This is a genomic window from Campylobacter coli LMG 9860 (assembly GCF_000254135.1).
Lineage (GTDB): Bacteria > Campylobacterota > Campylobacteria > Campylobacterales > Campylobacteraceae > Campylobacter_D > Campylobacter_D coli.
In genome coordinates this window covers 19,221-31,020 of record NZ_AINS01000055.1, presented here as the reverse complement: position 1 = coordinate 31,020, position 11,800 = coordinate 19,221, and the positions used below count along the sequence as shown (strand labels likewise).

12 protein-coding genes are annotated in these 11,800 nt (G+C 31.5%); 2 read left to right on the top strand and 10 right to left on the bottom strand.

The window, feature by feature from the left end; genetic code table 11:
- Positions 1-113 precede the first annotated feature (113 nt).
- Positions 114-971, top strand: a complete 858-nt coding sequence (locus tag CCO88_RS07710) for an SPASM domain-containing protein (protein WP_002781398.1) — start codon at positions 114-116, stop codon at positions 969-971.
- On the opposite strand, the gene CCO88_RS07705 is transcribed toward CCO88_RS07710, so the two are convergent.
- Genes CCO88_RS07705 through CCO88_RS07690 form a run of 4 tightly spaced genes read right to left on the bottom strand, consistent with a single transcriptional unit; the run spans position 968 to position 5,622 of the window.
- Positions 968-1,774: an ABC transporter substrate-binding protein gene (locus tag CCO88_RS07705; RefSeq protein ID WP_002781400.1), complete on the bottom strand. Its 807-nt coding sequence runs from the start codon at positions 1,772-1,774 to the stop codon at positions 968-970. The two genes, CCO88_RS07710 and CCO88_RS07705, sit on opposite strands and share 4 nt — an antisense overlap.
- A complete protein-coding gene (locus CCO88_RS07700; RefSeq protein ID WP_025431480.1) occupies positions 1,771-2,547 on the bottom strand; it encodes an ABC transporter ATP-binding protein in 777 nt (258 codons plus the stop codon). The genes CCO88_RS07705 and CCO88_RS07700 overlap by 4 nt, the downstream gene beginning before the upstream one ends.
- A complete protein-coding gene (locus CCO88_RS07695; protein WP_002779522.1) occupies positions 2,547-3,533 on the bottom strand; it encodes a FecCD family ABC transporter permease in 987 nt (328 codons plus the stop codon). Before CCO88_RS07695 ends, CCO88_RS07700 begins: the two co-directional genes overlap by 1 nt.
- Positions 3,508-5,622: a TonB-dependent receptor gene (locus CCO88_RS07690; RefSeq protein ID WP_002839993.1), complete on the bottom strand. Its 2,115-nt coding sequence runs from the start codon at positions 5,620-5,622 to the stop codon at positions 3,508-3,510. Before CCO88_RS07690 ends, CCO88_RS07695 begins: the two co-directional genes overlap by 26 nt.
- Positions 5,623-5,825: 203 nt before the next feature.
- On the opposite strand from CCO88_RS07690, the gene CCO88_RS07685 reads away from it, so the two are divergent.
- Complete coding sequence (locus CCO88_RS07685) at positions 5,826-6,581, top strand: HugZ family heme oxygenase (protein ID WP_002779524.1); 756 nt, start codon at positions 5,826-5,828, stop codon at positions 6,579-6,581.
- 30 nt (positions 6,582-6,611) lie between these two features.
- Here CCO88_RS07685 and prfA read toward each other — a convergent pair whose 3' ends face one another.
- The 6 genes from prfA to CCO88_RS07655 form a co-directional block, all read right to left on the bottom strand.
- Entirely contained in the window at positions 6,612-7,679 is a 1,068-nt protein-coding gene (gene prfA / locus CCO88_RS07680; protein WP_002779525.1) for a peptide chain release factor 1, read from the bottom strand.
- Between the two features lie 16 nt (positions 7,680-7,695).
- Positions 7,696-7,959 (bottom strand): 30S ribosomal protein S20, encoded by a 264-nt coding sequence (rpsT, locus tag CCO88_RS07675; RefSeq protein WP_002779526.1) that lies wholly within the window; start codon positions 7,957-7,959, stop codon positions 7,696-7,698.
- A gap of 76 nt (positions 7,960-8,035) precedes the next feature.
- Positions 8,036-8,536, bottom strand: coding sequence for a phosphatidylglycerophosphatase A family protein (locus CCO88_RS07670; RefSeq protein ID WP_002779527.1), 501 nt, complete (start codon positions 8,534-8,536; stop codon positions 8,036-8,038).
- Between the two features lie 9 nt (positions 8,537-8,545).
- Positions 8,546-9,706, bottom strand: a complete 1,161-nt coding sequence (locus tag CCO88_RS07665) for a sulfate adenylyltransferase (RefSeq protein WP_002839992.1) — start codon at positions 9,704-9,706, stop codon at positions 8,546-8,548.
- The gene (locus CCO88_RS07660) at positions 9,684-10,571 is read right to left on the bottom strand and encodes a DNA-binding transcriptional response regulator (protein WP_002839991.1); all 888 of its coding nucleotides are present in this window, start codon (positions 10,569-10,571) and stop codon (positions 9,684-9,686) included. Before CCO88_RS07660 ends, CCO88_RS07665 begins: the two co-directional genes overlap by 23 nt.
- On the bottom strand, positions 10,568-11,683 hold the full coding sequence (locus CCO88_RS07655; protein WP_002839989.1) for a bifunctional 2-C-methyl-D-erythritol 4-phosphate cytidylyltransferase/2-C-methyl-D-erythritol 2,4-cyclodiphosphate synthase: 1,116 nt from the start codon (positions 11,681-11,683) through the stop codon (positions 10,568-10,570). The genes CCO88_RS07660 and CCO88_RS07655 overlap by 4 nt, the downstream gene beginning before the upstream one ends.
- Between the last annotated feature and the right edge of the window lie 117 nt (positions 11,684-11,800).

Genomic DNA, 11,800 nt, shown 5'->3' with positions numbered 1-11,800 from the left:
AAAAGTTTTGAAAATATATAAAATAATTAAAAAATATATAAAAATATGTATAAAATATTACTTATTTTAATCTATTTTTTAAAATATTGCTAAAAAATACTCTTGGATATATAATGAAATTTAAAAAATTATACATAGAATTAAGCGATATTTGCGGTTTAAAATGTGATTTTTGTCCCTCAAAAAAAGCCTTGCGTGGAGTGATGAGTGTAGAAAATTTTTCCAAACTTGCAAGGCAAATTTGGGATAAAAGCGAAATTTTTACCTTTCATCTTTTGGGAGATCCTTTGCTTTTAAATAATTTAGAAGAATATCTACAAATTGCTAAAAATCATCAAATGAAATTAGAAATTACCACAAGTGGTTTTTATTTTAGTCCTAAAAATTCTAAATTGTTATTAAAATACGACAATATCCATCAAATCAATATCTCTTTAATGGCCTTTTTAAGTCAAAGCAAACTTTCTTTAGAGCAATATTTTAAGCCTATTTTAGAGTTTTGCAAAGAGCATTTAGAGTATAAAAAATCAAGCTTTATCAATCTTAGACTTTGGAATTTAGATACTAACTTTAAAGCCCCTAGCGAAAATTTGCCCATTTATGAATTTTTAAGTAAAGAATTTGGGGTTCGAATTCTTACACACTTGGCTAAAAATCGTCTTCAAAGGCATATTTTGCTTCATCAAAACAAGCTTTTTAAATGGCCAAGTTTAAAAGATAAGCCCCTTTATACTCAAGGAAAATGCCATGCTTTAAAAGAGCAAATAGGCATTTTAAGTGATGGCACGCTCGTGCCTTGTTGTTTGGATACTAAAGGCGATATATCTTTGGGTAATGTTTTTAATGCTGAATTTAAGAGCCTTCTTGAGTCCAAACGCATTCAAGAAATCAAAAAGGCCTTTGAAGAAAATAAGCGTATAGAAAAGCTTTGTCAAAGCTGTGAATTTTTTAAAACAAGATTGAGCGATTAAAAATTTTGATTTTCTAATCTTGTTTTAAATTCTTTAATTCTATCTATGATTTTTGGGCTTAAGCGTAACAATATATGAGTGTTTTCATTGTGATAAATTTGTCCCATTTGAGCTGCCTTTGTATTTTTTAACAAAGCATTAGCATTTAAAATGTTGCCATCTGCATTAATGCCTAAGATCAACAAATCAGGATTTTGTTTTAGGATGTATTCTGCTGAGATTATAGGGCGCGCTATTTCACTTTGAGGACTTAGGTTTTTAATGCCTATGAGTCTTAATATATCCGCTATTAAAGAATTATCATTAAAGGCCATGAGTGGATTACTAGAATAAAGGTAAATTCCGCTTTTATTTAAGGGATTTTTTTGCAATTCTTGTAATCCTTGTTCAAATTCTTCTAAAAGTTTTTTGCCTTGCTCTTCTTTGTCTGTGAGTTTTGCAAGAATTTGGATATTGCTTTTGATTTCATCAAGGCGTTGGGCTTTTAAATTGATACTTTTGATTCCAAAGTTTTTAAGCCCTTCTTCTAAATTTAAAGAATACGAGCTTAATATCACTAAGCTTGGCTTTAGGGCAACTATTTTTTCAAGAGAAGGGTGTGAAAAAGTTCCTACGCTAGTTATTTTTGAAGTTTTTTCTTCAGGGTAGATATTTGAGTGTTGCAAATTTGCAATACCTACGATTTGATCTTGTGCATTTAGCATAAAAAGTGTTTCTATACTTGCAGGATCAAGCACTACAATGCGTTCTTTGGCATTAAGTAGGGTTAAAAATAAACTCATAATGATTAAAATTTTTTTCATATTTTTTCCTTTAAGGCTAAGATATAAGGTTTTAAGTCTTTATAGACAATCTCGCAATTTAAATTATAAATTTCTTTTAGAATTTCTTTGGTAAAAAGCTCTTTTGTACTTCCAAAATACTTTATTTCTCCTTCTTTTAAAAACAATACCTTATCACAAAACATAGAGGCTAAATTTAAATCATGCAAAATCGCTACAACTGCGATATTGTTCTGCTTTATCAATCTTTCGCAAAGGCTTAAAAGCTCGATAGCATGGTTTAAATCAAGTGCTGAAGTGGGTTCATCTAAAAAAAGAATTTTGGGTTTTTTAAGCAAGGCTCTTGCTAAAAGCACTCTTTGAAATTCTCCACCACTTAAAGAAAGTATATTTCTTTCTAAAAAGTTTTCCAATTTTAAAGTTTTTGCAAATTTTTCAACTTCTAAAATATCTTCTTTAGAATAATCACAAAAAGCATGTTTTAAATTTGTAAATTTGCTCATTAAAAGCACATCAATAACTTTTAAGGGCGTGTTTAAACCCGAATTTTGAGGCACAAAACCGCAAAGTTGTGCAAATTCTTTAAGGGCAAAGTTTTTTATATTGGTATTAAAAAGCGATATTTCGCCCTTACTTATATTTAAATTTTTTAGTATAAGCTTTAAAAGTGTGCTTTTACCCGAGCCATTAGGCCCTAAAATACCTATAAAAGCTTTATTTTGAAGCTCTAAATTGATATTTTTTAACAATTCTTTTTTATGATAGCTAAAACTTAAATTTTGTATCTTTAATATCATAAAAATCTCCTAGCACTTAAAGCCAAATATAAAAATACAGGAGCTCCAAAGAATGCGGTTAAAACCCCTATAGGAATTTGCACAGGGGCTATTAGAGTCCTTGCTAGAGTATCACAAATGAGTAAAAAAAGCCCTCCAAAAGCGGTACAAAAAGGAATAACCAAAGCATTGTCATAATTTCTAAGCAAGAGTCTTACGGTATGAGGGATTATAAGTCCTACAAAGGCTATGAGTCCTGTAAAAGCTACCGCAAAAGAAACTGCCAAAGAAGAAACTATCAAAAGATTGATTTTTAATTTTTGGGCATCAACTCCTAAATTTCTTGCCTCATCATCCCCGCTTAAAATGATATTTAATTCATTTTTATGCGCGTAAAAATACATAAGACAAAAAATCAAAGGCAAAATCAAAATTCCTATACGAAACCAAGAAGCTGAACCTATATTTCCCATAAGCCAAGCAACTATTTTAAAAGAATCTTCCCCTATAAGATAGGTAAAAAACGAGGTAAAAGCTCCTAGAAAAGATGAGGCAGCAATGCCTATGATGAGTAAAGTAGCTATGGAAGCTTTTGAAGATACTTTAAAGATCGCTAATGAAAAAATAGCAGAACAAATAAAGCCTAAAATTCCATAATAATAATCAGGCAGTTTTAACAAATACGCTAAAACAGATCCAAAGGTTGCTGCTGAAGCTATACCTATGATATAAGGATCTGCTATGGGGTTTGAAAATACATTTTGCGTTACTGCTCCACTGCTAGCTAAAAGCATACCGATTAAAATAGCCATTATAATACGAGGCAAACGCCCATCGATGATGATTTGACGCAAAATTTCATTTTCACCAAAAGCATAGGAGAGAAGTTCTTTAGGGCTTAAATTTTCATCTCCTAAGCAAAGTGCGATGATACAGGTGATTATATAGGCTAAAAAAAGCCCTATAATCACTAGATTTTTAGAACGCATATTTAAATTCAACATAGTAATTTCTACCATTTCCGGCTAGATATTGATCATTTGTGCTGTCTTGATAAGTGTAATATTGCTTATCAAAAAGATTGCGAATGCCTGCTAGAATTTGTAAATTTCTATAATTATAATTTACACCAATATCAGTTAAAAAATAATCCTTAATCCAAGAATTTCTAGACATCTTTCCTGTATTTTCATCAACAACCCCGCCATCTTTTGCTCTTGAAAAATAGCTTAAATCTATATAGCTTGATAAATTTTTATTCCAAGCGTATTCTACTCCGGCTGTGGCTTTGATTTTTGAAACATAAGGAATTCTAAGTCCGTCATTAACACCTTTAGAAATTTGAGCATCAAGATAGCTTAGGCTTTCTTTGAGGATTAAGCTATCATTGAATAAAAATTGATGAAGGTTTAATTCCGCTCCTAAACGACGCGTTTGGTCGATATTATAATATTTCCAAAATGCTCCTCCTGTGGAGTGTGGATTTCCAAGATAAGAAATTTCATCCTTGCTTAGAGTGTAAAATAAAGTCAAATTAAAGCCATAAAAATCCCACCAAAAATCATTAATCCCAAGTTCGAAAGTATCAAAAATTTCAGGATCTAAATTGGCAGTGTAATATTTTTGAGTTGCTTGATCTTTGTTAACAAGTTGTGCAGGAGTTGGAGAGATGAAACCTCTTTCGTATTTAGCATATATATTTCCAGTATCAGAATATTTGAAATTTGGAGTGATTTCAAAGGCAAAGTTATTGCTTGTATCATCAGCGTCAAAAAGCTCTGGATTACTTGGTCGTTGTGTACCGCCCATTATCATTTTACTTGTGTAACTTCTGTGGGTATCATAAAGACTGTATTCGTATCTTGCACCACCTGAAATACTAAAAATATCATTAAATTGATGAGAGTCTAGAGCAAAAACAGAATGGCTTTGTTTATTCATATCCATTAGAGTTGTCATGGTATGACTCATTTGAAATGCTGGAGTGTTTACATTATAATGAACTATGCTTGTTCTTTTGGCATCATGATTTGCAAACTCATAGCCAAAGATAAAATAAGAATCATCTTTGTAATTGATTTTATTTTTTAAATTTATACCCGTAAGCGTATCTTCAAAACCGCTACCGGTTTGATAAGCTATGGTGCCCATCATTGGAATTTCATCTTTTAGATATCTTATTTTTTGATTTTGCCAAAATGCTCCGAGTTGAATTTCGTATAAATCACTAAAATAATGATGATAATCTAAAGCAATTTCAGGTCTATTGATTTGAGTGATATTATCACCACTTCCTTTTTGGGTCGGATCACTTTGAATTTGTGCTTTTGTAAGATAGCCACTGCTTGTATTTTTGCTTTCAAAATAATTATAATTTAGGGATAAATCACTATTATCGCTAGTATTTAGATAGGCTTTTGTATTGACAAAATAGCCTTTTTCATTATAACCCTCTTGATAGCCATCGCGGTTAAAGCCTTGTATATCAAAACCAAATGTTAGATAATCATTGATTTTTTTAGCCCCATAAACGCCTAAATTTCCACCTAAATTTCCATGATCGTAACTACTGCCTTTAAGACTTAGAGCAAAAGCATCGGATTTTTCTTTTTTTGTAATGATATTAATCACACCCCCTCTAGTGCCACTTCCATAAAGCACAGAGCCTCCCCCTGGTATGATTTCTATGCGTTCTATATTGTTTAAATTGACACTTTCTAAAGGAGTTACGCCATGAGAATTATCAAGCACATTAATAGCATTTCCATTTACCATAACTTTCACAGCTATATCGGACTTGCTTCCTTGTCCACGCATATCGATATTGCGTCCTAGTCCAAAATTTACAAAACTAATGCCTGAAATTCTTTCTAAGGCTTGTTCTAAGGTATTAAATCCTCTTTTTTCTAAGTTTTTACCATCGATAACAATTACATTACGCAAGTTATTGTCTGCATCTTGTTCAAATCCTGTTGCACTTACAACAACTTTTTGCATTTGAATGGCTTTATCATTCAATTCTTGTGCATTGATACCAGTGCTTAGTAAAAATACTAGTAAAGATAGCTTTAAAACTCTTTTGCTTGGATTCAAATTTTTACTCCTTTTAAATAAAATAAATAATGATAATATATATCATAATATTTGAAGAGAAAATTTATCTTTTATAAGCTTAAATTAGAATAAATTTTTGAAAATTAAACGATTTTAATCTTTTTAAGTAATTTTTAATTTGATAATTGATACCATTTTTAACTTATATTTTGTTCTATAAATTTAAAGAAAGGATAAAGATAATGAGTTTTGAAAGTATTATTTCTCATATGAACGATCATCATCAATCCAATTTGATCGATCTTTGTAAAAAATTTGGGGCAGTGAAGGATCCTAAGGGAGTAAGATTGGTCGGAGTTGATTTTGAGGGCTTGGATATAGCTTATAATGATAAAGAAAATTTACGCATAGAATTTCCTAAAAAAGCAAACGAAGAAACCCTTAAAGATGCTATTATCGAACTTTGTATGAGTGCAAAGACTAAAAAAGATCTTAGCGGAGTGGCAAGAGAAGCAAAAGAGTTTATGTTGAGTTTTAATTCGGTTTCTTTAGCGACTTTAAGTGCAGATAAAGAGGTGGTTTGTTCTTATGCACCGTTTGTAAATACTCCATGGGGAAATTATATTTATATCAGTGAAGTAAGCGAGCATTTTAATAATATCAAAGAAAATCCAAACAATATAGAAATAATGTTTTTAGAGGATGAAAGCAAGGCAGCTTCTGTTATACTTCGTAAAAGATTGCGTTATAAGGTTAAGGCTAGTTTTATCGAGCGTGGGGAAGTGTTTGATAAAATTTATGATGAATTTGAAAAACAAACAGGCGGCGAAGGCGGAATAAAAACCATACGCAATATGCTTGATTTCCATCTTGTAAAACTTGAATTTCAAAAGGGCCGTTTTGTAAAAGGTTTTGGACAAGCTTATGATATAGAAAATGAAAATGTAACCCATGTTGGTGCAAATAGCAGCCCGCACAAATTCCCGCATAAACACTAATCATTAGTCTTGTTTTCAAGACTAATGAAACTATAAATTTTGCTCTTGTAATGATTCTGCTTGATAATGTGCTATCAAAGGTTCGATAACTTCATCAAAAAGCCCATCTTGTAAAATAGCATCTAAACGATATAGGGTAAGATTGATGCGATGGTCGCTGATACGATTTTGTGGAAAATTATAAGTGCGTATGCGCTCACTTCTATCGCCGCTTCCTACTTGGGATTTTCTTGCTTCGCTTTCTTGAGCCAAACGCTCGCTTTCTTGCATTTCGTAAAGTCTTGCTTTTAAGACTTTCATAGCACTTTCTTTATTTTTATGCTGGCTTTTTCCATCTTGATTGACTACAACTATACCTGTAGGAAGGTGAGTGATCCTCACAGCAGAATCTGTAGTATTTACACTTTGCCCCCCGTGTCCTGAAGAGCGCATAACATCTATTTTAAGATCATTGGGATTGATTTCTATCTCTATATCGTCTACTTCAGGCATAACCGCTATAGTTATAGCAGAAGTGTGTATGCGTCCTTGAGATTCGGTTTGTGGAACGCGTTGAACGCGATGTGTTCCACCCTCATATTTAAGTCTTGAGAAAGCTCCTGCACCTTTAACTAGCATGATAATTTCTTTAAAACCGCCCACACTTCCTTCGCTAGAACTAACGATTTCAAGTTTATAGCCACGATTTTCAGCATATCTTGCATAGGCTTTAACAAGATCGCCTACAAATAAAGAAGCTTCATCTCCGCCTGTTCCTGCACGAATTTCAAGAAAAATATTTCTTTCATCATTCGGATCTTTGGGTAATAGCAAAATTTTAAGCTCTTCTTCGAGTTTGGGTTTTAATTCTTCTAAATTTTTTAACTCTTCTTTTGCAAGTTCTCCAAGCTCAGCATCATTAAGCAAAGTTTTGTTTTCTTCTATGCTATCTAGAGTTTTTAGGTATTCTTTAGCTTTTAAGACGATGGGTTCTAAATTCTTTTGCTCTTTAGAAAGCGCAGTCATTTTACTGATATCACTGATGATATCAGAACTACTAAGAAGAGAATTTAACTCTTCAAAGCGTTTTAAAAAAGGATCTAGTTTACTAGCTAACATTAAAAATTATGAAAGATTATGCAATTTTATTTACTAGAAGAGCTAGGCGACTTACACGACGAGACGCTGTTTGTTTTTTAAGAAAGCCACGACTTACCATAGCGTGAATGCTTTTGTTTGCAATTTTTAAAGCTTCATTAGCAGCGTTTTTATCGTTTTTAGCAGCAGCTTCTCTTACGGCTTTAGTGATGTTTTTAAGTCTTGTTCTATAAAATCTATTTCTTTCTGTTTTTTTGATAGTTTGTCTTGCTCTTTTTTCAGCAGATTTGTGGTTTGCCATTTATTTTCCTTTTTTGAAATTAAAGACTAAATTATATAAGAATAAAATTTAAAAATATATTAATTTAAGCAAAATTTCAAAATAAATTTATCAAGTCTTTATCCCAAAAGACTAAATCAAATTTAAGCAAAAAACCATAAATCACTGCACTTAAAAGCCCTGCAAACAATCCTGCTAGCATATCATCTAGCATAACACCCAATCCACCTTTGGTTTTTTTATCGATTTTTCCTATGATAGAAGGCTTTGTGATATCAAAGATGCGAAAAAACACGAAGGCCATAAAAAAATTCAGTAAAGAATTAGCGCCGCTTGCAGCGATGGCACACGCTAGAAAAACTCCTGCAACTTCATCAATTACTATATGTTTATCATCGTGAATCCCTGTTTTTCTTTCATAATCATCAATCACTCTTATACTAGCAATAAAAATTAAAATGCTGAGTAAAAATAAGGTAGTGATTCCTAGATATTTTAATATAAAAAAAGCAGGAATTAAAGCTGCTAAAGTTCCAAAAGTCCCCGGTGCTTTTTTTGCACACCCTGAATAAAAAAAAGTTAAAAAAAGTTTTTGCATTGTTTCCTTTCAAACCATATAAGACATTTGATGAGTTTCTAAAAGCTTTTGATAAAATTCTTCATCGCTTTTGTATTCTAAAATTCCATCTGTTGCAAAAAGATCATTATAGATTTTTTGCAAATTCTTAAATCGATTAGGAAAAATAGAAGATAAGATAATACTTGAAACTTCTTTTCGCATAAAAACAGCAGGAGGCACAATACCTGCTCTTAACAATTCTTTTAAGGATTGAGAATTATAATGTAAATGATGATGGCATCCATGAGGGCAAGATCGAGTACTTACTATCATACGACATGCATCGCAAAATACAAATTCAGGCAAAACAATCACTTCTATATCATAATCTTTAGAAAAATCATCCAGTATGGTTTTAGGCTGATTATCATCATAAAACATTCCAAGTCCTGTGTGATTTTGCCCTACGACAAGTTTGGTACATCCAAGACTCTTAGCCAAAATGCTTTCTAAGCTAGGATTTAAATGAGCATGGAAAAGATTGATATCTTTAAGTGGGAAGATAAAAATTCTATCCGGTGGCAAATAATTTTGAATAAATTTTTTCAAATAATTTTGCTTCAAATCAAAATCAAAGCCATTGGCATCAAAAGATTCTACAAGAAAAACAACAACCAAATCCGCCTTATCTATAGTCCAGCGAAACATTCTTTCATGCGCTCTATGCAAAGGATCAAAGCTTGAAACTATAGCGGTAATTTTATGAGCATTAAGATTTTCTTTGGTTTTATGAAATTCTTCTTTGATTTTTTGGATTGTGGAATTATAAATTTCTATCTCTCCACCGATACAAATTTCACCCATATCATCTAAAGAGCAGGTGTGTGGGCTAAAGATATTGGAAAAATTTTTATCATTTTTAAATTTACTTTTAAGCGTGATATTTCCTACTATTTCATCATCAAGAATGAGGTCGATTTTACTTCCTATGGGAATATCTTTAATAAATTCTTCTGAAACTTTTGGAGCAAAGGATAGAGGATAAGGAAAGCTTTCGTTGTTGGATTTGCCCGTTTTAAAAATTTGTTTTGTCTCATGTTCATCCATTAAATGAGTACAACTGCCAAGCAAACCCTCTTTGATAAGAGAAAGAATGCCTAGTTCGTTTTTGTCTATGATAATGCTTTTATTTTTTTTTGCTGATTTCATATTTTTTCCTTTTCTCCCATAAAGACTTACGAGAAATTCCTAATTTCTTTGAAAGATCTGTATCAGGAAAGACATTTTGATAATTTAAAATAATATATTTAACATATTCATCTATGGTTAAAATTTGATTACTATCGATATTTTTTTCATTATCACTAAGATTGATGCACGGAAGCTCTAAATCTTCTATATTTGAATTAGTATGTAAAATAACTGATTTGTTTTTGATAAATTCAAGCAATTTTTCACGCTCTAGCGGTTTTAAAACTTGAAAATTACTCAAGAATAAAAGATTGTTTTCCGTTGGAAGTTTCATCGCTTTTTCTACTGAATTACTCACAGATAGATCAACATAAGAAAGGGTGATATCGTATTCGTTGATATAATTAAATACAAAGGCATCAGCTGAGCTTTGTTTGTTGGATTTTAAAACAACAGGAAGTTTTAGTTTTTTATAGTTGTATTCTGGAATTTTAACTGTTTGAAGTCTTGATTTAATATAGCTTTTATAAGCTTTATTAAGAATGGAGAGCTTTTTAAAATCTTGATAATGTTTGATTTTTCGTATCAATTCTTCTATCATAAAAGGTTTTTGTATATAATCGCACGCACCAAGTTTTAAAGGATTTGAAACTGTGTCTGTGCTGATATAAGAAATAAGCAAAATAATAATGCTATGTTTAAATTCCGTAACCGCTTTTAAAAAATTACTAGTATTAGTAGAAAGTAAAACAATATCATAATATTTTTCAGGGTTACGCTCATCAAACGAGTTAATAATTTCACAGCTATATCCAGCATCACTTAGTTTAATGCTAATGCTTTGCGCTAGATAAATTTCATTTTCAATAATTAAAACTTTCATAATCTTGTCCAATCAAAATATTTTAAATTTACACTACTAAGCACCGCCATACCTTCTTTTCTTCCAATAAAACCCAATTTTTCCGTTGTTGTGGCTTTAACATTGATTCTAAATTCATCTAAATCTAAGGTATGAGCTATATTGCTTTGCATAGCTTGTTTAAAGTCTTTAAGTTTAGGGCTTTGTGCCATGACGCAAATGTCTATATTGATGAGTTCAAAACCTATTTCTCTGACTTTATCATAAGCCTGTTTTAAAAGCTCCATGGAGTTGGCATTTTTAAATTTCATATCAGTATCAGGATAAAGCTCTCCTATATCTCCAAGTCCTGCAGCACCCAAAATCGCATCGGTTAAAGAGTGAGCTAAAACATCTCCATCACTGTGTGCTTTTAAGCCCATAGTAGGATGAATTTCAACTCCACCTAAAAGCAAGGCGCGTTCTTCTCCAAATTCATGAACATCAAAACCATTTCCGCAAAAGATTTCATTACTTGGTCGAGGTAAATCAAGCTTTTTAAGATCTTCTTTAAAGGTTATTTTTCTAGTATTTTCCTCACCCTCAACAAACCAAATTTTTCCACCCACTGCAGATATAGCTGTGCTATCATCTGTGAAATCTAAATTTTGATTTAAGGCTTGTTTGAGTAAGCGAGTGCGTGAAATTTGAGGAGTTTGAATGAGTTTGATTTTTTCTCTTTGCAAGGCTTCATTTTCAAAAAGCGTGGTATCTGCGACTTTTAAAGCCGGAGTGATACAATCAGCTTTATCTAAATTTTCAATCAAACGATCAAACAAGCTTTTACTTACTAAAACTCTTGCTACATCACTTACCATTACAAATTCACTGTCTATGATTTCTAGGGCTTTTTTTAAGGATTCTGCCCTAGTGGTACCACCTTCAACAAATTCATAATTTCTAGCAAATTTTTTCATATAAGTGATATTACTAGAAGTAACAACTATTTTTTTAAAAGGATAAAAAGTGCTTAAATTTCGCGTAGCATAAAGCCATAAAGGATCGTCGCCAAGGCGTAGAAATTGTTTTTTTACTCCCATATCAAAGCGAGTAGAATTTCCAGCTGCTAGCATAATCAAGCTAAGATTAGCCATTTTTTCCCTTTGCTATAATATTAATTTTATATATAATGTTACCATATTATACACTTATAAAAAGCTAAATTTTATCATTTTATTAGTAAAATTGATTTTTTAAAAATTAAGGAAAAG

Excerpts from the sequence above, each read along its gene's own strand:
- CCO88_RS07710 (WP_002781398.1), top strand. The coding sequence starts at position 114 with ATGAAATTTAAAAAATTATACATAGAATTAAGCGATATTTGCGGTTTA.
- CCO88_RS07705 (WP_002781400.1), bottom strand. The coding sequence starts at position 1,774 with ATGAAAAAAATTTTAATCATTATGAGTTTATTTTTAACCCTACTTAAT.
- CCO88_RS07695 (WP_002779522.1), bottom strand. The coding sequence starts at position 3,533 with ATGTTGAATTTAAATATGCGTTCTAAAAATCTAGTGATTATAGGGCTT.
- CCO88_RS07685 (WP_002779524.1), top strand. The coding sequence starts at position 5,826 with ATGAGTTTTGAAAGTATTATTTCTCATATGAACGATCATCATCAATCC.
- prfA (WP_002779525.1), bottom strand. The coding sequence starts at position 7,679 with ATGTTAGCTAGTAAACTAGATCCTTTTTTAAAACGCTTTGAAGAGTTA.
- rpsT (WP_002779526.1), bottom strand. The coding sequence starts at position 7,959 with ATGGCAAACCACAAATCTGCTGAAAAAAGAGCAAGACAAACTATCAAA.
- CCO88_RS07670 (WP_002779527.1), bottom strand. The coding sequence starts at position 8,536 with ATGCAAAAACTTTTTTTAACTTTTTTTTATTCAGGGTGTGCAAAAAAA.
- CCO88_RS07665 (WP_002839992.1), bottom strand. The coding sequence starts at position 9,706 with ATGAAATCAGCAAAAAAAAATAAAAGCATTATCATAGACAAAAACGAA.
- CCO88_RS07660 (WP_002839991.1), bottom strand. The coding sequence starts at position 10,571 with ATGAAAGTTTTAATTATTGAAAATGAAATTTATCTAGCGCAAAGCATT.
- CCO88_RS07655 (WP_002839989.1), bottom strand. The coding sequence starts at position 11,683 with ATGGCTAATCTTAGCTTGATTATGCTAGCAGCTGGAAATTCTACTCGC.